Here is a 23687-nt window from a genome sequence, read left to right as displayed (position 1 = left end):
TTCATTCCAGAAAATTGATATGACTAGTCTCTCAGATATGAGGGGCTTTTTTAATTGTTTTTCACTTAACCAAGATTTAGCCTACTTACTCTAGATAGATTAAGCCCACCAAAATTGGCGGGCTTATTTTTTAATATCTGAATTATGAAAGATATGGATGTTTTTGCGCCAAGTAATCATTCGCTATTTTTGTTGTCTCAGCATAGCTCAACTCCGCACACAGCCAAAACCGATATATATTTTCACCAATAATATAGCTCTGGCGGTTGTATGTTGATTCTTTTAAGGAATTTATTTCACTAGCTTTAAAGAACGTTCCTTCACGGTTATTAACAACTTCACCGTCTAAATCACCACCAATACAAATGAACATTGTAAGAAACCATAAAATTATAAAGGTCAGCTTAACACACAAAGTAAAAAGCCCCGCCAATAATCGATATTTAGTGGGGCTTAATTTACGGACTATGCTGTATTTACCTATATCCAAAAAAAATGCTATCGCATTTATGAAATTTAATTAGTAAATGAAAGAAAAACCATTCTCATAAATTTTATCTGTAGGACCATAGTAATATCCTTGACAAACACCTGTTACATCATCTATTGCTCTAAGTGAAAGAATACCGTTCCACTGAAGATCATTAGATCTGCGCAAATGGAATCTCACCTACAAATGTATATTGTTTCCATCCTGTTTACTCTTGAAGTTATTCGGACAATGAGCAGTTGTACTCATTTACTTTGTACCACTAGCGTTTTTAATACCAAAAGCAGTTATAGTCTCCATATCTTGTCGGATCGATTTGTCCCGCAATAAAAGTTCCACCATGAGCATCGACTAAAGGTTTGATAGTCCAATTAACAAATTTAATTTCAATTGGTAGATTTGGATTTTTCCAAAGAGATTGTACTTGATCAACCTTCTTTAAATTTTCAGCAGTACTTTTTCCTTTAACTTCAACAACAATATTCCCATTTTTTTCATTGTAGCTAAGAGTTTGAATAGTATTAAAATAATTTTTTACTAGTTTTTGTGCTTTATTTATCTGGCCTTTAGCAACTTCCCTGGTTTCTTTAGCGCCATATTGGATATCAATAGGCAAATTACTTTTGGAAATTGCATTTCCTACTGCTACATTTCGTTTCTCATTCTGACCATAACCTTTAATTCTAACCACAATTTTATATGTAGGTGAACTTTCAATATAAATACCAGCTATACGGCCTTTAAATTCTTTTTCAATAGCGTCGAGTGCAGAGTCTCGGTTAGCTTCTAAAAATAATGCTTTATTTGCTTCTGCTGTGCTAACGCCATGCAATAAAGAATAACTACGGATGTCCTGCTCAATTCCCTCATTTGATGCAGCAAATGTACAAGAGGATGAAATTAAAATTGTTAGTGCTAATATCTTTTTCATTTTTCATCTTATTTTCAAAAAATAAGATTTAAATATAACGATATATTGTTTATATAAAAACCAACCAAAATTGAAGCATAGACCAAATATCCTTAAGCACCCCTTTAACAATTCATCATTAAATATACTATTTCTAAGGAAAAATTTAAAAATTATAATTTATAAAACAAAATATTATAAACCGTTATTTTTTGTTTTATTTACACATAATTTCTTTGATCTTATTTATCATCTTAAACTACAGTTTGAATAGATGATCTTCGAATCATCATCTATCACTACGCTCAAGTGGTTATAAACTAAATTTGCTCTAACAGATTGACCTTTACGAGAAATCCGCACAACACCAGCATTAGTTATTTTCTTTAACTCTGCCTCACTCGGAACAGATTGGCCAATAAGTTTTTTTGCCTCATCTGGAATGCAATAACCAACTTTTTTTGATTCAATTGTTGTTACCTGAACAGGCTGCTGTTCTTGAGCTTGATTGGAAACTTGATCAGGATTTAATTCAACATTTGAACAAGCTGAAAGTAGGCTCATCACGAGCCCTAAAAAAATATATCGTTTCATATCTTTTAAATTTTCTAATTAGTATCAATATATCATGAGTTAAAAGATAGAAACCCCAATAATAGATATTTAGCAAGAATTTCCGTACCAAAACATATTCGACGAACTTAGATAATTCAGTATTGGTACTTATAATTAAGAGACAAACTTTACTCCAATAAAAAAGCCCATCTTCCGATGAGCTTCTTAATTAAGATGATTAAATGCATTAGGCTTTAAATTCTGCTAATACAAATTTTTTTACTATTTCATCAAAATTTGGTTTTCGAAGAGTTGGCTTGCCATTTTTTATAGTTTGATACCAATAACTCGCTGCAACCCCCATACTAACCAAAGCTAACAATTTCATTGCTCACCTCACTTATTAGGAAGAGTGGAGTTTAAATTATCATCCACATTTGTAGCATTCCAACTCGTTTTAGAGAGGTTTCTGTATATTTTTTAAGCAATGTGTAATAAAAAAGCTCACATCTTTGTAATGTTTTGGTTGATTTACTCAACTACAAAAAATTTATCTGTATCGTTTCAATCAAATCATCAGCTATCACTTCAAATTCTTTAATTTTTGCTGAATGAGTGTTCATTAAAGGATGATTGAAAGATATCTCATCTAATTTATCTAGTGCACGTAATTTATTAATCACATGAATTTCAAGTGGTAATAAAGTAAAGGGAGGTCTAATAAATTTTGGAGGATACTTACGTAAATCATTATCTATTAATTCTTCGCAGTGTAAATTTGCTATATCTATGAGTAATGGTTCTAAAAATACTGAGTCACATGACCAATTATCTATCAAATCTTTAAATTTTCCGCCTATTTTTGCTTCTAATGTAAATTCTTCATTAATCCATTTGTAATAAGGTATGTGGGATATCCGATTTTTTTAAATATTTTTCAGTTTCAACATGTTCTTGTGCTAATAGAAGTGGTGATGTATCTGCGTTTAATAAACTCGTGTAAACAATAAATTTTACGTCTGCAAGTTTTGCCGCATTAATCACATTTTGGTGCTGTACTGTACGTTGACCAACTTCACTCGATGAGATTAATAAAAGCTTATCAATACCAACCAATTGAACCGAAAGTTTATCTGCGTCATGGCCATAATCAAAAGCACGCACTTCGATCCCTTTTGAACTTAAATCTGATGCTTTTTCTGGATTGCGAACTAATGCGACAATATTTTTTGCCTCAGTCCGTTCGAGTAATTGAGAAATAACCAATTGGCCGAGTTGACCTGATGCACCAGTAACTGCAATACGCATGATGATCTCCATCTGAGGTAGTTGATATATTTCAATCATCGTAGTACCTTAACTTACTAAAAGTAAGTACTTACCTAAAAGTAAGTTTAGAAACAAATGTAAACTTTTGTAATTAAGGTGGTGAGTGATGAAAGGATACGTTTTTGCAGCAGATTGTCCCTCTCGAAAAATTTTATTAACACTTACTAGCCGTTGGAGTGTTTTGATTTTAGTTGCACTTCGAGATCAGCGTCTGCGTTTTAATGAATTAAAGAAAATTATTGATGGCATTAGTGAAAAAATGTTGGCACAAACCTTAAAAACGCTTGAGCATGATGGTTTTATCGTACGTCAGGATTATGAAGAAATACCGCCTCGTGTAGATTATCAATTAACAGACTTTGGACGAGAGGCTTCCGAACGACTTTTTGATTTAACTACTTGGCTTGAAAATAATTTATCTAAGTTATTAGAAAGTCAGCCTAGTGCAGACATAGTTCAAAATTGACTCGAGAAATAGACTTATTATTGTATATTAAGCATTCAAACTCGCTTAATTCGCCACTTTATGTTAGTATTTTTTTAGTAGTTACTATTAAGTTAATTCATTTCCTATGAGTAAAAATATCAATCTTGAAGTTTGTCCCATTGCCCGAAGCCTTTCAGTGCTAGGCGATGCATGGAGCATGCTGATATTGCGAGATGCTCATGCGGGTTTTACTCGTTTTGATCAGTTCCGTAAAAGTTTAGGTATTGCGCCAACCATGCTAACAAAACGGTTGTCTGTTTTAGTAGATGAAGGATTGCTCGAAAAAAGACAATATTCTGAACATCCACCACGCGAAGAGTATGTATTAACTCAAGCAGGTAAAGACTTTTTACCAGTTTTATTTGTGATTGGTGCATGGGGCCGAAAATATAAGCCCTATGAACAGCCTGAAAAAATGGTGACTTTCATTGATGCAGAACAAGGTACTGAAATTAAGCCGATTGTAATTGACCAAATGACTGGCGCTGAAATTGGTACCCGTCCGATTAGTCAAAAATAGCGAATAATTTAAATTAGAAAAAGCACTCAATTGGAGTGCTTTTTATTGGTTCTCTTTAAAATCAATTGGTTATTTTGCTCGGCTACGTTGGGTGGCATATGTGCCCCAACCACTGCGTAAAACCGATTTAATAAATGCCCATAAGCCACTTTCTTTAGGTTTTGGTTGTTTACCTTTTCCAATCCGTTTGAGTTGCTGGGTGTACCAAAGTACTTCCATCACGCCAAGACTATCAATTTTTTTGATGCCAGTTTTAATAGGTTGCACCGACTGAAGACCATTTTTACCTGCTAGCAAATATTTAGGTACATCAGGTTCAATTGCCATAATTCTTGCAATCCCAATAACATCACACGCTTGAGACTGCAAAGCTTGATTCATACCTTCTACGGTACGAAAACCACCTGTAACCATCAACGGCGTTTTTACCAGTGTTCTCACTTTTTCTGCAAAATCAATAAAGAAAGCTTCACGCGCAATTGTCGATGCTTTTTGTGGTGCTTTGGCTACCCCAGACTCATAGGTGCCACCCGATATTTCAATCAGGTCAATGCCTGCATTTGCTAAAGCCTGAATTGTTTCTAACGAGTCTTGTTCGGTAAAGCCGCCTTTTTGAAAGTCTGCCGAGTTAAGCTTAATTGCAACTGGAAACGCTTTACCGACTTGTGTTCGGATTTCTGCATAAACTTCCATTAAAAAACGGCGGCGTTTTTCTGGTGTACCACCCCACTCATCATTTCTTAAATTATGCAAAGGTGACAAAAACTGATTTATGAGATAACCATGTGCAGCGTGAATCTCGACTCCACTAAATCCAGCCTTTTTACATATCGCTGCGCTACGACCAAAGCGCTGAATAATTTCTAAAATCTCTGCGTGTGTGGCTTCATGTGGTGTTGCAAATAAAGACTGCATTTCTGCACCAAATGGCACTGCCGATGCAGAAATATTACGGACATTTAGCCCTTTTGGTGATTGTTTTCCCGGATGATTTAACTGTGCCCACAATTGAGAACCTTGTTCGGTCACAGATTTTGCCCATTTCTGTAAAATTGCAAAATCACGCTCATCTTCAACCACCACGTTGCCCGCTTCACCTAAGGCACGTCGGTCAATCATAATGTTGCCAGTTATGATCATCCCAATTCCTGATGTAGCCCAACGCTGATATAGCCGAACATGTTTTTCGTTTGGGTTGTTGGCATAAGTCGCTAAAGTTTCACTGGTTGCAGCCTTCGCTAACCGGTTTGGAATGATGACACCATTCGGTAAAGTTAAAGGCTGATTCAAAAGATTGGTTTTTAATTGCAAATGAGTCATGGCTTATCTCAAACAGTTAAAGAGGGTTTTGAATGAGGTTGAATAAAGTCCACTAAACTTTGAAACCACATCACATCCACAAAGTTTCCAGTAATGACAAGGTCTTGTGTTTTAAGTGCAGTTAAAAAAGTGTTTACACTGTCTTTCGCTGACAACACGGCAAACCCTTTGCTACCCGTTTTAAACGTAAAGGTAAAACTTGGTGACTTGGTTAGCCCTGAGTAAGAGTTAATCTTGCCATTTTTCACTTCGAAATAGCGGCCTTCACCACTTGCTGTTTGAATTTGAAAGATGACATTTTTATCTTTCACAAAAGCTGCGCATTTCAGGTTCTTTTTTACAGCACGCTGCATGAGCTTGGTCAGCATCCACAGCAATAATTTAAATTTCATCATTTTTATCTTCTTGATTCATCAAATTGAATGGACCGAACTCATAAGCATTATTCATCTAAAAACTGGATTGCATGTTTTACGAAGCGTTCAGGGTACTGAAATTGGGCACCATGCCCTGCATCGGGATAAATAAATAGCTGAGCGTTTGGAATGTTAAGTGCCATGTGGTAGGCATTGATGGTCGGAATCATCACATCATCAACACCATTTAAAATGAAAGTAGGTTGTTTAATTTCACGTAAATGTGCAAAAGGATCTTGTTCATCAAGTTTAGGTAAAAAATGCATATTGGCTTCTATCTGTGCCTGCATGACTTCAACTGAGCTTGCTGGATCTTGGTCTTTACGCTGATGGCGACGTTGCCAAAATTCATGCCCCGCCTGAATAGCAGCTTCAGATCGGCCAAAAAATAAAAATAGGAAGTTTTCTTCAGAAGGCACAGCAGTTGTTGCGTGCTTTAATACCAGAGCAGCGACTTCTGGATCATCTCCACGTGGTTTACCACCTCTTGGTCCTGTACCTAAGAGCATCAGCTTTCTGACAAGTTCAGGATGACGGCGTACTAAATCTTGTGCCTGAAACCCTCCAAGTGAAAAGCCTAATAGGTCAACCTGCTTTAAGCCTAATGCACGAATGACTGCTGCCGCGTCGTCTGCCATATCTTCAATGCGAGTACGGGGCTGGCCTGTAGATGAAGCAACGCCTCGTCCATTAAATAAAATGACTTCACGCCCTTCTGCCAAACCATCAGTAATGAGTGGATCCCAGTTGTCTAAACCACCTCGGAAATGCTGAAGAAAAAATAGCGGTGGTTGCCCTGTATTTGCATTACCCCATCGACGATAGGCAAATTTTGCTCCATCTACTTCAATGAATTGGGTCTCGGCTGTTTGGTGAGTAATAGTAGTCATTGTCTTTATCCTAAATTTAAGCTTTTATTTATCTAAGAATGTAAGTGATTGTTTTACAAAATTATCATGGAACTGGAAAATTCCACCATGGCCAGCATCTGGATAGATAACAAGTGAGCTATTCGGTAAGCGCTTTGCTAAATCATAAGTATTTACTGTTGGCACCATTCGGTCATGATCACCATTGGCAACTAACACAGGTTGTTGAATCACAGAAAGGTCGGAAGGTTTTTTACTTCCCCATTTTTTGAGTGCTTTAAGCTGGGCACGATAGGCAGAAATAGTGATTTCTTTATCGCGGTTTTCGGTACGTTCATTAATACGTTGAATAAACTGTTTTGCAGCAGCTTTACCATTTTCTGTACGTGTGAAGAAAAGATAAACCTTAGGGTCTTGGTGGGTAACCATTCCACGGACTAAATCCCAATTTGAAATTCGTCCTACGGTACTAATTCCTGTACCGCCCGCAGGGCCAGTTCCCGATAAAATCATTTTTCGAACTAAATTCGGCTGCTTCAAAGCAATCTCTTGTGAAATCATGCCGCCCATCGAGAAGCCAAATAAATCAACTTTTTTAAATCCTTTTGCCTGAATAAAAGCAATCGCATCGTCTGCCATCTGCTCAATCAACTGGGCTGGCTTACCTGTAGAAGCGCCAACACCACGATTATCAAACACGACAACATGATGTTTAGCCGCAATTCCATCAATCATTCGTGGGTCCCAGTTATCTAGAACAGCCGCTAAATGATTTAAGAAAATGACAGGCGTTCCACCGTTTTGTTGACCATATTCTCGGTAGGCGAAGTTAACGCCACCTGCACTAATAAATTGAGTTGGCACATTTTTCCAATTTGTATCTAACTGGGAGATTGGGCCTGATTGCTGATTGATAACAGTATTTGATGACATTTTCTTCTCCTGAGTTACGTGGTCACTAAAAGAAATAGATGCCACCGTCTCTGCCTGAGTTAAGGGAGTACTAAAAATAGATACTGCCGTTAACCCCATAGCAATTGTATTTAATAGAAATTTCATTTGTTTTGATCCTAATTCTATTCATTCAACTGATTTAACTGTTTCGATGAGCAATCTATTGAGATTAGCGACACCCTTTACAGTTACTACTCATTTAATACTTACTATACGACCACATTATTTATTTGTCACTATCTTTTTAGTAGTAACTAATTTAATTTTAGATTATGATGAAAAAATCAAGCCGGAATTCACTCGTTCAGGCGACAAAGTTTAAGTAAGGAACATGATATGACCAGCAAAGTGGTTCTCATTACAGGTGCATCGTCTGGTATTGGTTTAGCAGCCGCCGACCTTTTACATGAGGTAGGATTTATTGTTTATGGCACAAGCCGACAAACAAAAAATTCATCAAACTATAAATTTCATCTTATTGAGTTAGATGTGAACCAAGACGAGTCGGTAATGCAGGCCATTGAAAAAATAATTGCAAATGAAGGTCGAATTGATGTCTTAATTAACAATGCTGGTTTTGCAATATCACCCGCTGGCGCTGAAGAAAGCTCAATGCAGCAAGCACAGGCTATTTTTGATACTAACTTTTTTGGTGCCGTTCGAATGACTCGCGCAGTTATTCCACACATGCGTCAGAAAAAATCAGGACTTATTTTAAATATCAGTTCAATTCTTGGACTTGTGCCTATGCCATTTGGCGCACTTTATTCTGCGTCTAAACATGCACTTGAGGGTTATTCTGAATCTTTAGACCATGAATTAAGGTCTCAAAACATTCGTGTTTCTTTGATTGAACCGGCGTATACCAATACGTCTTTAGGAATGAATTTACTTGAAGCCGACAATAAAGTTTCTTTTTATGATGAAGCTCGTAAAAAGCTCCATCAACAAATGATTCATTCAATGAATAAGTCAGATGAGCCAAGCGTTGTTGCCCATGCAATTTTAGAGGTGATTCAAAGTAAACATGTGGTACCACGTTACACAGCAGGCAAAACTGCACAAAAACTAAAAGCTTTAAGACGATTTGCGCCTGCAAAGATTTTTGACAAGTTAATTCAACGCAGCGTGAAAGTTTAGAGCAAACTTAAACGTATAAAACATGAAAACAAATTTCAAAAAATAGAGGTTCCAAATGAAAGCAGCCTACATTAACCGTTACGGCCATATTGATGATGTACAAGTCGGTGAACAGCCAAAACCTTCTCTGTCAAAAGATGCTGTGCTTGTTAAAGTGCATGCAGCGAGTATCAACCCTCTCGACATAAGAGTTTTAGAGGGTGAATTTAAAGCAATTCTCCCAGTAAAATTTCCTTTCATATTAGGCAGTGATTTTGCAGGCACAGTTATAGAGGTTGGATCGAACGTTACTCAGTTTAAAGCTGGTGATGAAGTCTATGCCAAGATCGATCTAAACGGCGCTTTTGCTGAATATACAGTGGTTCAGCAGTCTTCACTTGCCCTTAAACCTAAAAATATTTCGATAGAACTAGCGGCCTCTTTGCCTCTGGTGGCATTGACTGCATGGCAAGCACTGGTTGAAATTGCTAAAGTTCAATCAGGACAAAAAGTGCTCATCCATGCAGGTTCTGGCGGTGTGGGATCAATTGCGATTCAACTTGCTAAGTCCCTTGGAGCTATTGTTGCCACAACAACAAGTGGTAAAAACACTCGTTGGGTTAGAGAACTAGGCGCTGACATTATTATTGACTATAAAACGGCAGACTTTGAGCAAGAACTTAAAGACTATGACGTGGTTTTAGATACGCAAGGTGGAAAAACTTTAGAGAAATCGCTGAATGTGGTTAAACGTGGTGGGCGTATTATTAGTATTTCAGGTCCACCCGACCAAGCTTTTGCAGAAGCAGTTAATCCAAACCGATTTCTAAAATGTGTTATCCCGCTCTTAAGCTGGTCAATTCGCCATAAAGCAAAGAAACGTGGCATTACCTATTCATTTTTATTTATGCAGCCGAATGGTCAACAGCTCTCAAAAATTACTGAATTAGTAGAAGCTGGAAAAATTAAACCCATAGTTGACCAAACATATGACTTTGCTCAAATCAAGGAAGCATTCCAATATGTAAATACTGGCCGTTCAAAAGGAAAAGTTGTTTTAAAAATAGCTGAACTTTGAGCATGATGATGTGAAGATAAAAACACTACAAATGGTTAATTAAACATTTTGATTATTCAACCATTCGTAGTGAATTTATAAAAGGTTATAGAGCTAAATGGTTCATTCGCTCTAACTCACGAATTAGACCAGAATGATCAAGCTCACCGTCTCCCGCCCCAACCATATTCTGAAAGAGTTGATTGACCAATTCAGCAATCGGTAAATTCAACTCAAGTGATTTGGCGTAGCTAATGGCGGTATCAATATCTTTATATTGGGTGCGAGCAGTACCTCCGGGTTTAAAATTGCGCGTTAATATCCGTTCACCGTGCTGCTGCAAAATCGGAGAGTCTGCAAAACCGCCTGTTAATGCCTGTTTAAGTTTTACGGGGTCAGCTCCAGCTTTACTGGCAAGCAATAATCCTTCGCTTACGGTTGCAATGGTGGTTGCCACAATCATTTGATTGACGAGTTTTGCAAGCTCACCACAGCCAGCCCCACCCACTAAAATTGGTCGTCCCATTGCACTTAAAATAGTTTCAGCTTGTGAAAATGTTTTAGCTTCACCGCCAACCATAATGGCTAAGCTTGCATTTTGAGCACCTTTTTCTCCGCCAGAAACAGGAGCATCTAAGTATCTAAGACCTCTTTCTTTACACTTTTCACTTTGTTTTTTTGCAATTTCTACCGGTATCGAACTCATCACAATGACCGTGCTTTCAGGCTTTAACTGCGAGATGGCACCGTGTTCTTTAAACAGAATTTCATCACAAGTTTTTCCATCGCTGAGCATACAAATTAAAAACTCTACATCTTGTCCGACTTGTTCAAGTTCACTGCAAACTTCTGCACCAGCGTCTTTTAAAATATCTGCTTTAGATGGAGTTCTGTTCCAGACCTTAACTTGATGCCCTACTTTTAATAAGTTCATGGCCATTGGCAAACCCATAATGCCTGTACCAACAAATCCGATGGTCGCCATTATTTCATCTCCGTCGCAGTTCGAACTTTGAATTGTTGTTGTTCTGCTTTTAAGCTATTCGATTTTAACTTAGCCAATAACAACAACCCTAAACCACCCATTGCAACAAATCCAGCAATCACAAGAAAGGCCACTGTGTAAGTTCCAGTGGTTGTATATAAATAACCTGTTAAATACGGACCAGTAAAACCACTTAAGTTGCCGACCGAGTTAATTAACCCAATTCCGGCTGCGGCACCTACACCTGTTAAAGTTTGCCCAGGAATGGTCCAAAAAATATTAATTGCACTAAACACACCAATCGCAAGAAGAATAAAACCTACAATAATTGCCCAAGGCTGATTCACAATTAAGGCAATAGCGATTGCGGAAGCAGCCATGAGTGCAGCACAAGCTCCATGTTTATAACGTTCTTGTTTACGGTCAGAACGGCGGCTCCATAAAACCATGCCGACTGCCGCGAAAGCGTATGGAATTGCGGTGAGTAAACCATTTTGAATGAGGCTGATTTCCATACCAAAGGTATTGCGGAATGACTCTAATACACTCGGTAAAAAGAAAAACATCGCATTTGAACCAGAAGTAATTCCAAAATAAACAACTGCCATAATCCAGACCAATGGGTTTTTAAACACTTGCTTAATCATTTCACCTTTGGTTAAAGCCACTTCTGTAGATTGCTCTTTCTCTCGTTCTTCACGCTCTAACGTGGTCATTAACCATTGACGCTGCTCTGCTGTTAACCACTCGGCTTCTTTAGGATTATTGGTTAAATATTTTAGACAGATTAATCCTAAAATAATTGAAGGAATACCTTCCAAAATATACATTAAGCGCCAGCCTTCATAGCCAATGGTATTACCCCATTGCATAAGGCCTACCGAAATTGGTGCCCCAATAATTTGAGCAATTGGCAATCCAAGATAGAAGGTTGCGAAAACGCGGGCACGATATTTTGCAGGAAACCACAAAGTTAAATAAAAGATAACACCCGGAAAGAAACCCGCTTCGGCAATTCCGAGTAAAAACCGTAAAACAATAAACTGAGTACCGCTATGGATAAAACCCATAAGTCCAGCAATGATTCCCCAAGTAATCATGATTCGGGCAATCCAGATTCTTGCTCCAAACCGATGAAGTAAAACATTACTTGGTACTTCTGCAATAAAATAACCAAGAAAAAATACGCCCGCACCTAAACCAAAAATGGTTTGAGTAATACCAAGTGCATCATTCATGTGTAGCGCAGCAAAACCAATATTGGTTCTGTCGAGAAATGCCATAATGAATAAAATAATGAGGAACGGGATAATTCGACTCGAAACACGCTTAATCGTCTGCTCTTCGAGAGCAGTTACATTTTTGATATCTTCCATAATAACTCTCACATCAACTGGCGATCACTGCCATTAATTTTGGGTATCTTCTATATGTGCCTGAATGACGCTTTCAAAATTTTCATCTGCTCGGAAACCTAAAGATTCGGCATATTCAGCCTTCACCTGAACAGGCCAACTTTTAACAATACGTTGAATGGTTTGGTCTTCTTGCCATTGCACCAAATCGGTTGCTTGTTTGCCTGCAACTTTTTCAAGCGCCTCAAGCATTTCTTTAACCGTGACTGTTAATCCCGGTAAGGGAATAATTCGATTATCTTGAAGTACATCTGTTGAAATGGTGGCAGCCTTAATCATCGATTCAACACAGCGCCGTGGTGAAGTAACAAAAACTGGGGTATCTGATGGTACGGGGCAAACTGCCGTTTCGCCTTTTAACGGTTCACGAATGATTGAACTAAAAAAGGTAGAAGCTGCTTTATTTGGTTTACCGGGACGAACCACAATGGTCGGTAGTCTCAAAATACGGCCATCAATAAAGCCTTTTCTTGAATAATCAGACACCAGTAATTCGCCTACCGCTTTTTGCATGCCGTAAGAAGACTTTGGGGTAACTACTGTCTCGTCTGTTACCACCTCTGGCAATTGACCGCCAAATACAGCGCAACCACTGGCAAAAATGACTCGTGGCCGTGTCTGTTTTTTTCTTAATTCTTCTAATAAATTTAATAGGCCATAAAGGTTAACGTCCATTCCTAAATCAAAATCAGCCTCCGCTGCTGAACTGACTACGGCGGCCAAGTGCCATACCACATCAATATTGTCTGTAATATTTGCCACAGTGGTTTTATCGGTAATATCACCAACAATAACTTCAATTTTCGGGTCTTGCGGTAAATCTTCACCAGCAAATGCATCAAAAAGAATAACTTTATTGATGGCTTTAGGTTGAGCACCATCTAAAGTAAGGCTACCGGTTTTTAGAATCTCTTTCGCAATTTGTTTTCCAATAAAACCAGTTCCGCCAGTGATTAGTACATTCATACAGGGATCCTTTCCTAATTTTTATTCACTTAAAAATTTTTTAATCATCGTGAATTAAACGATAAGGAGTCCAAGCAATAATTTCCAATGAATAATTTCTAAATATTGATAACTTTTTAATATCAGTTTTATGTTTATATAATTCAACAATAGCCAGTTATTTTTCTTATTTTTTAATAAAAAAAGCCCCAAATTCTTTACTGATTTGAGGCCTATCTTTTTATTTACGTTTTGCGTTTTTTAATAAAATGTTGATAAATGCCGATGCAATGTCAGAAACAGGCTCACCTTTACGTGTCAAAATTCCATAATCTTGTGCATCTAAAATCAAATCCGTTTCTAAAATCTGTAGTTGCCCTTCTTTTACCTGATCAATCACCATCGCTTCTGGCAACATTCCAACCATTGGCGCGCCTTTTAATATCTGTAAAAAGGTCTGCATAGACATGGTATTCACCGTATTTAAAGGTATTTTGACTTTTGCTCGGGCAAATGCACCTTCCATACGCTCTCGAATTGGGGTGCCTTTAGGATAAAGCACCCACGGCCAGTTGAGTAACTCCTCTAAAGTGCAGAATTTTTTTTGAGCACATGGATGCTCACTATTCACAACAATACAAAACGGCTCTGGGCCTAAAGGTTGAAAATCGAAAAACTGACTTTGAGTCACATCGGTAAAACGGCCTATCGCTAAATCTAAAGTATGTTCGCTTAACATTTCCATTAAATGGTCACTGGTTTGTTCAACCACATCGATAGAAAGTAGTGGCCATTTTTTCTTGATTTCAATAATTGAGTTTGGAATCACCACAGCGGTTGCCGCAAAGATACCACCAACTTTTAAAAAACCGTGTCCACCCAATCGTAAAATTTCAATGTCTTCGACGAAATGCTTTGCATCGTTTAAAACACGCTGCGCATAGCGAATCACATGTTCACCCAAAGCAGTGACTGGCATATTTCGGGGCAATCGTTCAAAAACAGGAAAACCAAGCAACCCTTCAATTTCTTTTAGCATTTTACTGACCGCAGGTTGACTTAAGTTCATCTGCTCGGCAGCCAAATGCATATTATTGGTTCGAGCTAAAGTTTCAAGCAGAACCAAATGTTTGAATTTCAACCAATTATTTAAGCTTGCGTAAGTCAAATCCGCCATTTATAAAATTCCTTTTCGATAACTTTTCGTTATTAATAATTAAATTATTACGATTGGTGTTTATTAAATAAGAAACATATCATGATTTCAAATAAAAGAAGGATGCTTTAAATGAACTTTACCTTAAATTCCCAGAACTCATTACCAGACGATGCTACCCAAGGATGTTTAATTGGTCGTGCGTGGATCCCAAATCAAATTGCCGGCCCTTCACCTATCATTTTAAAAGGTAATCAGGTTTTTGATATTTCAGAGAAGTTTCACACGATTTCTCATTTGCTTGAAAGTCCAGATCCTTTAAAAGCTTTATCTGAAATTGAAGGGAAATTAATCGGGTCAATTGATGAGTTATTTGCAAATACAATCGCTGAGCCAGATACAAATAAAGCATATTTTTTAGCTCCTATTGATTTACAAGTGATTAAAGCGGCTGGTGTAACCTTTGCCGCAAGCATGTTAGAGCGAGTGATTGAAGAACAAGCTGGTGGCGATGCACAAAAAGCTCAATCCATCCGTGAAGTTGTACAAAATGTGATTGGTGATAATTTAAAAACAATCGAACCCGGTTCAGAAAAAGCACTACAACTGAAAGAATATTTAATTGAACAAAACATGTGGTCTCAATATCTTGAAGTGGGTATTGGAATAGATGCAGAAATTTTTACCAAAGCACCTGTTTTAGCAGCCGTGGGAACGGGTCAAAATATTGGTATTCACCCTAAGTCTGAGTGGAATAATCCAGAACCAGAAGTGGTATTAGTTGCAAATAGCAACGGTAAAATTTTAGGCGCAACCTTAGGCAACGATGTTAATTTACGGGACTTTGAAGGTCGTAGTGCTTTGCTCTTAAGTAAAGCAAAAGATAATAATGCTTCGTGTGCAATTGGCCCTTTTATTCGTCTTTTTGATCAGACATTTTCTTTAAATGATATTCGTGCTTGTGATGTTGAACTGCAAATTCAAGGTACGGATAACTTTGTGCTCAATGGCATCAGTTCTATGTCACAAATTAGCCGTGACCCAGAAGATTTAATCCAGCAAACACTCAATGAAAATCATCAATATCCAGACGGTTTTGTGTTGTTCTTGGGAACTCTATTTGCACCTACTCAAGATCGAGAACAAGCTGGCGCAGGCTTTACACATAAGGTCGGCGATGTCGTTCGTATTCATTCACCTAAATTAGGCACTTTATATAACACCGTCATGACAAGCGACAAAGCAACGCCGTGGAATTTTGGAATAAATGCATTAATGCGTAATTTGAAACAACGAGAATTATTATAATTTTCACGTATTATCGATCAGTTGAATTGTAATATTCATTTCGTGAAAAAGTTAAATTTTAAAAAGTATGAGTGAAAGGATCTAAAAATGAATGATCAAGATAAACGGATTTTTTTACGTAGCCAAGAATGGTTTGATGATCCTACACATGCTGACATGACAGCGCTCTATGTTGAACGTTATATGAATTATGGGTTGACCCGTGCCGAGTTACAGTCGGGCCGACCAATTATTGGCATTGCGCAAACTGGTAGTGATTTAACTCCATGTAACCGCCATCACAAAGAACTGGCTGAACGGGTTAAAGCAGGCATTCGTGATGCGGGCGGTATTCCAATGGAATTTCCAGTTCACCCAATTGCAGAACAGTCGCGCCGTCCGACTGCTGCACTCGACCGGAACTTAGCTTATTTAGGTTTAGTTGAAATATTACATGGTTATCCACTTGATGGTGTGGTGCTAACAACGGGCTGTGACAAAACCACACCTGCTTGTTTAATGGCAGCTGCGACTACAGATTTACCCGCCATTGTTTTATCTGGTGGTCCAATGCTAGACGGTCATTTTAAGGGCGAGTTAATTGGTTCTGGCACAGTGCTCTGGCACGCACGCAATTTACTTGCAACAGGTGAAATTGACTATGAAGGCTTCATGGAAATGACGACTTCGGCATCACCTTCGGTTGGGCATTGCAACACCATGGGCACTGCACTTTCAATGAATGCCTTGGCAGAAGCTTTGGGTATGTCATTACCCACATGTGCAAGCATTCCTGCGCCGTATCGCGAGCGTGGGCAAATGGCCTATATGACAGGAAAAAGAATTTGCGAAATGGTTTTAGAAGATTTACGTCCATCTAAAATCATGAACAAACAATCATTTGAAAATGCTATTGCCGTAGCGTCTGCTCTAGGCGCATCAAGTAACTGTCCTCCCCATTTAATTGCAATTGCCCGCCATATGGGCATTGAACTGAGTTTAGAAGACTGGCAACGCGTGGGAGAAAATATTCCATTAATTGTGAACTGTATGCCTGCGGGTAAATATTTAGGTGAAGGCTTTCACCGCGCTGGGGGCGTTCCTGCGGTTATGCATGAATTACAAAAATCAGGTGTTTTACATGAAGACTGTGCATCGGTCAGTGGTAAAACAATGGGTGAAATTGCTAGAAATGCAAAAACCTCAAATGCAGATGTGATTTTCCCCTATGAACAGCCACTTAAACATGGTGCAGGCTTTATTGTGCTGAGTGGTAATTTCTTTGACAGCGCCATTATGAAAATGTCTGTCGTTGGCGAAGCATTTAAGAAAACGTATTTATCTGACCCCAATAGTGAAAATAGCTTTGAAACAAGAGCGATTGTTTTTGAAGGCCCCGAAGATTATCACGCACGAATTAACGACCCTGCTTTAGAAATTGATGAACGTTGTATTTTGGTCATTCGAGGTGCTGGAACAGTCGGTTATCCGGGCAGTGCCGAAGTTGTCAATATGGCCCCACCCGCACAGTTAATTAAAAAGGGAATTGACTCACTGCCTTGCTTAGGAGATGGCCGTCAAAGTGGAACCTCTGCCAGCCCTTCTATTTTAAATATGTCACCAGAAGCAGCGGTAGGCGGTGGAATTGCGTTATTAAAAACTAACGATCGATTGCGCATTGATCTAAATAATCGCTCCGTTAATGTACTCATTTCTGATGAAGAGTTAGAAAAACGCCGTCAGGAATGGCAACCCACTGTGTCTGCATCTCAAACACCTTGGCAAGAAATGTATCGAAATATGGTAGGCCAATTATCAACGGGCGGCTGCTTAGAGCCTGCAACGTTATACATGCGTGTGGTCAACCAAAATAATCTTCCAAGACACTCTCATTAATTTCAGGATATTCGTTATGAACATTATTGGACACAACTTTATTGGCGGTTCACGCAGTGCTCAAAGTACAAACTTATTAAAAAGTGTGAATGCAACGACAGGCGAATCTCTGCCTTATGAGTTTCACCATGCAACCGAACAGGAAGTGAACCAGGCTTGTGACGCAGCCAGTCAAGCTTTTAAAACTTACCGTCACACTTCACCTGAACAGCGTGCAACCTTTTTAGAAAACATTGCCGATGAACTCGATGCTTTAGGCACAGATTTTTTAGAGGTCGTTTCACAAGAAACTGCTTTACCACTTGCACGCTTGCAAGGTGAACGTGGCCGTACCAGTGGACAAATGCGTCTGTTCGCCAAAGTGTTGCGCCGTGGAGATTTTCTAGGCGCCCGTATTAATACAGCTTTACCAGAGCGTCAGCCTCTACCGCGCCCAGACCTGCGCCAGATTAAAATCGGTGTTGGCCCTGTTGCAGTATTTGGTGCCAGTAACTTTCCATTGGCCTTTTCAACTGCAGGTGGAGACACTGCTTCTGCTTTAGCAGCTGGCTGTTCTGTGGTGGTGAAAGCCCATAGCGGACATATGGCCACAGCAGACTTTGTCGCGCAAGCGATTGAACGTGCCGTAGAGAAATCAAATATGCCTAAAGGCGTATTTAACATGATCTACGGTAATGGTGTGGGCGAACCTTTAGTTAAGCATCCGCTAATTCAGGCGGTTGGTTTTACCGGTTCACTCCGTGGTGGTCGTGCTTTATGTGACATGGCAGCAGCACGTCCACAACCGATTCCAGTATTTGCTGAAATGAGCAGTATTAACCCAATGCTGATGTTGCCAGAAGCCTTAAAAAACCGAGGTGAAAAAATTGCACAGGAGTTAGCAGATTCAGTGGTTCTGGGCTGTGGTCAGTTCTGTACCAATCCGGGCCTAATTTTGGGAATTAAGTCAGCCGAATTTAGTCAGCTCATTAGTAATCTGACCAATATTATGGGCGGCAAACCTGCTCAAACCATGCTGAATGCCGGAACCTTAAAAAGCTATGCGGCAGGTCTGGAACACTTAACTGAGCACCAAGGCATTGAACATTTGGCGGGTCAAACCCAGCAAGGCAATCAGGCTCAGCCACAATTATTTAAAGCTGATGTTGAGCTTTTGCTTGCAGGTGACCAGCTTCTGCAAGAAGAAATCTTTGGGCCAGCAACTGTCATTATTGAAGTTGAAGATAAAGCTCAGCTCCTTCAAGCGCTACAAAGCATGAACGGTCAGCTCACTGCAACTTTAATTGCTGATGAAGCCGATTTAACCGAGTTTGCCGATGTGGTTCCTGTACTAGAAGAAAAGGCAGGTCGCTTACTGTTAAATGGCTATCCAACGGGTGTTGAAGTGAGTGATGCGATGGTGCATGGTGGGCCATACCCAGCAACTTCAGATGCCAGAGGCACCTCCGTTGGAACCTTGGCAATTGACCGTTACTTACGTCCGGTGTGTTACCAGAACTATCCGCAAAGCTTATTGCCGGAGGCTTTGAAAGACAGCAACCCGTTGCAGATTTTAAGGCTGGTTAATGGTGAGATGACCAAAGATACTCTGTGCCAATAAGGACAAGGATATTCCTTAAATAAAAAATCATGATATTTATAGGATGCTTTCTGCTACAAGAAATCGGCTTAAATACGTATAAAAAAACCTCAATGAGATATTGAGGTTTTTTATACATTTGCGATAGTTTTATCAGTTTTGCTGATCTTTTTGCCGCTGTATATCTTTCTGATCTTTCACGTTTTGTTGCCGCTGTTGATTTGGTATATGGTGTTGGTATTGGTGGTTTTGTTGCTGTTGTTGATCCTGTTGGTTTTGCTCGAATTGTTGATCTTGCTGTTTATTTTGGCGATCTTGATCAATCTCTTGTTGCCGGTGTAGATCACTTTTTTGATTAGCCATATTAATTGTCCATTCTTTAATATGATTCATTTTTAAATTTACATCCTTATCATTATAAGGCTACCTACTTCATGTGACATTTTCTTTCATTGTAAATTTTATGATTGAAGATAAAAATATATGACTAATAAAGATGCATTTATTTAAATTTTCTAAAAATATAAATTACATTGACTACTTGATAAAACAAATTTTATTTTAGATTCATAGATTAATATGCTTTTCTCTCACCCCAACCCCAACAAAAAATACTCAAGCAACCTCTCCCGTTCATCTGGTTTACTCGGGTCTAAAAGCTGAACCATTGCTCCATCAATCACAAACAAAAACATGTGGGCATCTTGTTTTGAAGCATTTACATTGGTTGTTAAAAGCAGATTATAAATTTCCTTGATCAACCAGTTTCGATAGTCAATTACGACCTGATACGCCTTTGGATGTGTTTTCGCAATTTCAAAAATAGCTTTAAACGGCAAATGATAAAGCCCTTCTAAATCGGCATGTAAAAAGTATATTTTCCTAAGTTTTTCAATTAGCGTTAAGTCTTTTTGAGCATAAATAATTGAAAGTAATTCTTCTTTTAAACCATCTTTTTGAAAGGTTAGACTCATTTCGATAAGACGTTCTTTTGAGTGAAAATAATTATAAAACGTGGCTTTCGGGATTTTTGCTGCTTCAATAATTCGGTCTACCCCGACATTGTGAAAGCCATGTTTATTAAAAAGATATCTTGCAGAATGAAGCACACTTAAAGCACGAAATGGGAGATCTGAATGTGGCATAGTTTTACCGTTATAAAATAAATTTTTGTTGTATATAAATGAGATATAAAAAGCCTTGACCCTTTTGAGGGTGAAAAAAGGCGTAGCAAAGCCATAAAGACTGTGCTTGGCACATCTCAAGTTTTATTGTTGCTAAGTTTTTAAACGAAATGATTTAAAGTTCGACAAGCCTAAAGGCCATCAAACCATTTAAAGATGGGTTAAGTTGTGTCGATATAGCTTTTGGCAAAGGCTGCCAAGAAATAATGAATGTGCAAAGCCAACTCCTTTAAGTATGGAGTTCTGCCGAAACATTATAAATTATGGTGGCAGAACGGAAGCAGGTTGACGGACTGGTTTGAACTCCAGCACACTCGAAAGTGTCCCACTCCCGTCCTACCGCTACGGGAGGGAACGAGGTGTGCACACAAGACTCTTCCTCAGAAGAAATAGTCCTGATGTGGTTCAAATATCGGTCCGTCAAAACCGACTGGCAATGTAGGCCAGCCCGCAAATGGTAATCTGCAATATTTAAGGTGTCAATGTGAAATTGGCTAGAAAATATTTAATTAATTATTGTTTTTCATTTAATTACATATTTAAGGAAAATCTTAAATGTAAGCTTAACAATATAAAGTAAATCTATAATCTTTTTAAAATTCTGAGCTTATTGGCGTGTTCGTAAATTTGACTTCCTCTACAAAACATTTCTTGCACCCTAGCTATTTTTATGTATGATTGAGTAATCACTCAATTAATATGTTTGTGTATGGCTCGTCCTCGTAGTGAAGATAAACGTAATGCAATTTTAAGTGCTGCTATTGAAACATTGGCAGAGCTTGGCGAACGTGCGTCTACCTCAAAAATTGCCAAAGTCGCTGGCGTGGCAGAAGGTACTTTGTTTACCTATTTTAGTAACAAAGAAGAATTGCTTAATCAGCTCTATCTTTCGCTAAAGGCTGAACTTCGTCAGGTCATGATACTCAATTACCCTGCTCACGCCGATTTGCAAACACAAATGTCTCATATTTGGCAAAGCTATTTGGACTGGAGTTTAGAAGCTCCACTCAAACGCAAAGTAATGGCACAGCTTTCAACCTCTGAACAAATTACCGAGCAAAGCAAACAAATTGGTATGCAAACCTTTTGCGATCTGACCCAAAATATTCAAGAACATATTAATGGTGGAACACTACGTGATTACCCACCGTTATTTATTGCTTCAATTTTGGGGGCGCTTGCCGAAGTCACACTGAATTTTATTGCCCAAGACCCTTCTCAAACCGAGCGTTATCGCAAATCGGGTTTTGAAGCATTTTGGCATGCAGTTTCAATATAAATAAAAGATAAGGACCTATAGCGTCCTTATTTTTGAACTAATTAATGAGTGAGTAAATACTCATTTATATAGATATTAATAAGTACGCTTAAAGTTCTTATTTGCACATATAGGTTTATTCCACTAAAGGAAAAACAAGATGACTATTTCAAACACAACAGACTTGCCCTCTCCCTTAATGCCTTCACAGCAACACGACGGCAAATTTAGAAATACACGTCCGAACCAGCACAAACCTTCTTTTGGTAAGTCGCTTCAGTTGATGTGGAAGTTTCTATTTAACAAACCGAAAGATACTGTTCCAAACAAACAAATTCCAGTTTTAAGTTTGTCGAAAGAACAACTTCTTAGTGCACCTGACCGTTCCCTATTTCGTCTGGGGCACTCGACCATATTGTTAAAATTGCGCAATGAGTTTTGGCTAACCGACCCTGTTTTTTCGGAGCGCGCCTCTCCTTTTCAATGGATTGGGCCAAAACGGTTTCACCAACCGCCAATCAGCATTGATGAATTACCACCCATTAAAGGCGTGATTTTGTCGCATAACCACTACGACCACTTGGACTACCACGCAGTAATGCAACTTAAAGACAAAGTTGAGCACTTCATAACACCGCTTGGTGTGGGTGATGCCCTGATTAAATGGGGAGTTCCAGCAGAAAAAGTTCAACAACTCGACTGGTGGGACACGACACATATTGATGGTTTAGAACTGGTAGCCACCCCTGCACATCATTTCTCGGGCCGAAGCTTGAGTGACAGTAATGCAACTTTATGGGCATCGTGGGTAATTATTGATAGTGATCTACGCGTATTTTTTAGCGGTGACACGGGATATTTTGATGGCTTTAAAGAGATTGGACATCGTTATGGACCTTTCGATCTCACTATGATTGAAACTGGAGCTTATGACCCAGAATGGCCAGATGTTCACATGCAACCAGAGCAAACTTTACAAGCCCATCTCGATTTAAAAGGACGTCATTTATTACCTGTGCATAACGGTACTTTTGACTTGGCGCTTCATGCTTGGGACGATCCATTTGAACGTATTGTCGGTTTGGCTAAGCAAAAAGATTTGGGCATTAGCACACCACAAATGGGCGAAATCCTAAATCTGAATGAGCCAAATATAGAAAATTATTGGTGGCGTTCATAATTTTTTCTCGCTAGTTTTAAATTATTTTCTCTCTTAATATTTCATTAAAGGCTTTTAAATTCATTAATATAACTAATATTTTCTTTATCAAAATCACTCAATAATAAAACTAGGACTTACTTTGTCTTAGTTTTATTGTTGACTAAAAACACAGACCGAGTTAGTCTGTGTTTGTAATTGATCAATTATGAAATTAAATGGCTTATATCACTAGTAGCGTCGAGTATGCGATTCACTGTCTTCTTTTTCTTGTGAACAATGAAGATAAACCTTTGAGTAGTAAGGATCTGGCCGAATTACAAGGAGTCTCTCCGAGTTTTATGGCCAAGATTTTTCCTAAACTTGAAAAGGCAGGCCTTGTTGTTGCACAAGAAGGTGTTCGCGGTGGATATTTACTGGCCAAACCGGCTCATGAAATCAGTTTTTTAGATATCGTGAATGCAATCGAAGGTGAAAAACCGCTTTTTGAGTGCCAAGAAGTCCGTGGGAAGTGTGCAGTCTTTAATCATGCCCCGCCAGATTGGGCAACCAGTGGTGTGTGTGCAGTGCATGCCGTCATGCTACAGGCCGAAAAAGCCATGCGAGATGCGCTAGGTGCTCATACACTTGGTGATATTGCAGACCGTTTTGGCCGTTATGCACCCGACGTATTTTTTAGTGATGTAAATGGCTGGATCAATGAACGCATCGAAGGAAGAACAGCAAAAATGCGGAAAAATAAAATATCTCGGGACACCCCCGACTAACGAGCTGATAGGGCCTCAAACCCTGACATA

The 23687-nt window shown here is 38.8% G+C and carries 25 protein-coding genes and 1 pseudogene; 10 read left to right on the top strand and 16 right to left on the bottom strand.

Features of this window, described 5'->3' with window-relative positions; genetic code table 11:
- Nucleotides 1-142: 142 nt before the first annotated feature.
- The 6 genes and pseudogenes from AC2117_RS08955 to AC2117_RS08935 form a co-directional block, all read right to left on the bottom strand.
- On the bottom strand, nucleotides 143-373 hold the full coding sequence (locus AC2117_RS08955; RefSeq protein WP_133976285.1) for a hypothetical protein: 231 nt from the start codon (nucleotides 371-373) through the stop codon (nucleotides 143-145).
- A 388-nt stretch (nucleotides 374-761) separates the two neighbouring features.
- A complete protein-coding gene (locus tag AC2117_RS08950; protein WP_227549245.1) occupies nucleotides 762-1421 on the bottom strand; it encodes a hypothetical protein in 660 nt (219 codons plus the stop codon).
- A gap of 228 nt (nucleotides 1422-1649) precedes the next feature.
- A complete protein-coding gene (locus tag AC2117_RS19030) occupies nucleotides 1650-1994 on the bottom strand; it encodes a hypothetical protein (protein ID WP_227549244.1) in 345 nt (114 codons plus the stop codon).
- Between the two features lie 208 nt (nucleotides 1995-2202).
- Complete coding sequence (locus tag AC2117_RS08940) at nucleotides 2203-2343, bottom strand: hypothetical protein (protein ID WP_075431416.1); 141 nt, start codon at nucleotides 2341-2343, stop codon at nucleotides 2203-2205.
- A 151-nt stretch (nucleotides 2344-2494) separates the two neighbouring features.
- Entirely contained in the window at nucleotides 2495-2794 is a 300-nt protein-coding gene (locus tag AC2117_RS18860) for a hypothetical protein (RefSeq protein WP_171459045.1), read from the bottom strand.
- A 55-nt stretch (nucleotides 2795-2849) separates the two neighbouring features.
- Nucleotides 2850-3263, bottom strand: a pseudogene (locus AC2117_RS08935) (NAD(P)H-binding protein); the annotation flags it as partial.
- A gap of 127 nt (nucleotides 3264-3390) precedes the next feature.
- Between AC2117_RS08935 and AC2117_RS08930 the strand changes: the two are divergent.
- Together AC2117_RS08930 and AC2117_RS08925 are read left to right on the top strand one after the other, a co-directional pair.
- A complete protein-coding gene (locus tag AC2117_RS08930) occupies nucleotides 3391-3750 on the top strand; it encodes a winged helix-turn-helix transcriptional regulator (RefSeq protein WP_133973487.1) in 360 nt (119 codons plus the stop codon).
- A 106-nt stretch (nucleotides 3751-3856) separates the two neighbouring features.
- Nucleotides 3857-4291, top strand: coding sequence for a winged helix-turn-helix transcriptional regulator (locus AC2117_RS08925; protein ID WP_042896221.1), 435 nt, complete (start codon nucleotides 3857-3859; stop codon nucleotides 4289-4291).
- Between the two features lie 69 nt (nucleotides 4292-4360).
- On the opposite strand, the gene AC2117_RS08920 is transcribed toward AC2117_RS08925, so the two are convergent.
- From AC2117_RS08920 to AC2117_RS08905, 4 genes are read right to left on the bottom strand one after another with little or no spacing between them, the layout of a single operon-like run.
- Nucleotides 4361-5611 carry an NADH:flavin oxidoreductase/NADH oxidase family protein gene (locus tag AC2117_RS08920; RefSeq protein WP_133973485.1) on the bottom strand — a complete coding sequence of 417 codons (1251 nt, stop codon included), beginning with the start codon at nucleotides 5609-5611 and terminating at the stop codon, nucleotides 4361-4363.
- Nucleotides 5612-5619: 8 nt separating this feature from the next.
- A complete protein-coding gene (locus AC2117_RS08915; protein ID WP_133973483.1) occupies nucleotides 5620-6006 on the bottom strand; it encodes a helicase in 387 nt (128 codons plus the stop codon).
- Nucleotides 6007-6053: 47 nt separating this feature from the next.
- Nucleotides 6054-6917 carry an alpha/beta fold hydrolase gene (locus AC2117_RS08910; protein WP_133973481.1) on the bottom strand — a complete coding sequence of 288 codons (864 nt, stop codon included), beginning with the start codon at nucleotides 6915-6917 and terminating at the stop codon, nucleotides 6054-6056.
- Nucleotides 6918-6941: 24 nt separating this feature from the next.
- Nucleotides 6942-7955, bottom strand: coding sequence for an alpha/beta fold hydrolase (locus AC2117_RS08905; protein WP_133973479.1), 1014 nt, complete (start codon nucleotides 7953-7955; stop codon nucleotides 6942-6944).
- A 231-nt stretch (nucleotides 7956-8186) separates the two neighbouring features.
- Between AC2117_RS08905 and AC2117_RS08900 the strand changes: the two genes are divergently transcribed.
- Both AC2117_RS08900 and AC2117_RS08895 read left to right on the top strand, forming a co-directional pair.
- Complete coding sequence (locus tag AC2117_RS08900; protein ID WP_133973477.1) at nucleotides 8187-8990, top strand: oxidoreductase; 804 nt, start codon at nucleotides 8187-8189, stop codon at nucleotides 8988-8990.
- Nucleotides 8991-9045: 55 nt separating this feature from the next.
- Nucleotides 9046-10047: an NADP-dependent oxidoreductase gene (locus AC2117_RS08895; RefSeq protein WP_133973475.1), complete on the top strand. Its 1002-nt coding sequence runs from the start codon at nucleotides 9046-9048 to the stop codon at nucleotides 10045-10047.
- 85 nt (nucleotides 10048-10132) lie between these two features.
- Here the strand turns inward: AC2117_RS08895 and AC2117_RS08890 are convergent, their stop codons facing one another.
- The 4 genes from AC2117_RS08890 to AC2117_RS08875 all read right to left on the bottom strand — a co-directional run bounded on the left by AC2117_RS08890 (nucleotide 10133) and on the right by AC2117_RS08875 (nucleotide 14548).
- A complete protein-coding gene (locus AC2117_RS08890; protein WP_133973473.1) occupies nucleotides 10133-11011 on the bottom strand; it encodes an NAD(P)-dependent oxidoreductase in 879 nt (292 codons plus the stop codon).
- The gene (locus AC2117_RS08885; protein ID WP_042896206.1) at nucleotides 11011-12387 is read right to left on the bottom strand and encodes an MFS transporter; all 1377 of its coding nucleotides are present in this window, start codon (nucleotides 12385-12387) and stop codon (nucleotides 11011-11013) included. The genes AC2117_RS08890 and AC2117_RS08885 overlap by 1 nt, the downstream gene beginning before the upstream one ends.
- A 33-nt stretch (nucleotides 12388-12420) precedes the next feature.
- The gene (gene denD / locus AC2117_RS08880; RefSeq protein WP_133973471.1) at nucleotides 12421-13392 is read right to left on the bottom strand and encodes a D-erythronate dehydrogenase; all 972 of its coding nucleotides are present in this window, start codon (nucleotides 13390-13392) and stop codon (nucleotides 12421-12423) included.
- Nucleotides 13393-13612: 220 nt separating this feature from the next.
- Nucleotides 13613-14548, bottom strand: coding sequence for a LysR family transcriptional regulator (locus AC2117_RS08875; RefSeq protein WP_133973469.1), 936 nt, complete (start codon nucleotides 14546-14548; stop codon nucleotides 13613-13615).
- 111 nt (nucleotides 14549-14659) lie between these two features.
- On the opposite strand from AC2117_RS08875, the gene AC2117_RS08870 reads away from it, so the two are divergent.
- From AC2117_RS08870 to AC2117_RS08860, 3 genes are all read left to right on the top strand, one after another.
- Nucleotides 14660-15835: a fumarylacetoacetate hydrolase family protein gene (locus AC2117_RS08870; RefSeq protein WP_133973467.1), complete on the top strand. Its 1176-nt coding sequence runs from the start codon at nucleotides 14660-14662 to the stop codon at nucleotides 15833-15835.
- A gap of 87 nt (nucleotides 15836-15922) precedes the next feature.
- Nucleotides 15923-17710 carry an IlvD/Edd family dehydratase gene (locus tag AC2117_RS08865; protein ID WP_133973465.1) on the top strand — a complete coding sequence of 596 codons (1788 nt, stop codon included), beginning with the start codon at nucleotides 15923-15925 and terminating at the stop codon, nucleotides 17708-17710.
- Nucleotides 17711-17726: 16 nt separating this feature from the next.
- Nucleotides 17727-19310, top strand: a complete 1584-nt coding sequence (locus AC2117_RS08860; protein ID WP_133973463.1) for an aldehyde dehydrogenase (NADP(+)) — start codon at nucleotides 17727-17729, stop codon at nucleotides 19308-19310.
- A 132-nt stretch (nucleotides 19311-19442) separates the two neighbouring features.
- Here AC2117_RS08860 and AC2117_RS08855 read toward each other — a convergent pair whose 3' ends face one another.
- The gene (locus tag AC2117_RS08855) at nucleotides 19443-19652 is read right to left on the bottom strand and encodes a hypothetical protein (RefSeq protein WP_133973461.1); all 210 of its coding nucleotides are present in this window, start codon (nucleotides 19650-19652) and stop codon (nucleotides 19443-19445) included.
- A gap of 227 nt (nucleotides 19653-19879) precedes the next feature.
- Nucleotides 19880-20434, bottom strand: a complete 555-nt coding sequence (locus AC2117_RS08850) for a TetR/AcrR family transcriptional regulator (protein ID WP_133973459.1) — start codon at nucleotides 20432-20434, stop codon at nucleotides 19880-19882.
- Between the two features lie 748 nt (nucleotides 20435-21182).
- On the opposite strand from AC2117_RS08850, the gene AC2117_RS08845 reads away from it, so the two are divergent.
- The 3 genes from AC2117_RS08845 (at nucleotide 21183) to AC2117_RS08835 (ending at nucleotide 23657) form a co-directional block, all read left to right on the top strand.
- Nucleotides 21183-21752: a TetR/AcrR family transcriptional regulator gene (locus AC2117_RS08845; protein ID WP_133973457.1), complete on the top strand. Its 570-nt coding sequence runs from the start codon at nucleotides 21183-21185 to the stop codon at nucleotides 21750-21752.
- A 139-nt stretch (nucleotides 21753-21891) separates the two neighbouring features.
- The gene (locus tag AC2117_RS08840; RefSeq protein ID WP_133973455.1) at nucleotides 21892-22911 is read left to right on the top strand and encodes an MBL fold metallo-hydrolase; all 1020 of its coding nucleotides are present in this window, start codon (nucleotides 21892-21894) and stop codon (nucleotides 22909-22911) included.
- A 197-nt stretch (nucleotides 22912-23108) separates the two neighbouring features.
- Nucleotides 23109-23657 (top strand): RrF2 family transcriptional regulator, encoded by a 549-nt coding sequence (locus AC2117_RS08835; protein WP_005040253.1) that lies wholly within the window; start codon nucleotides 23109-23111, stop codon nucleotides 23655-23657.
- Nucleotides 23658-23687 lie beyond the last annotated feature (30 nt).

It is taken from the genome of Acinetobacter calcoaceticus (assembly GCF_900520355.1).
GTDB lineage: Bacteria > Pseudomonadota > Gammaproteobacteria > Pseudomonadales > Moraxellaceae > Acinetobacter > Acinetobacter calcoaceticus_C.
This window is presented reverse-complemented; position numbering and strand designations above follow the sequence as displayed.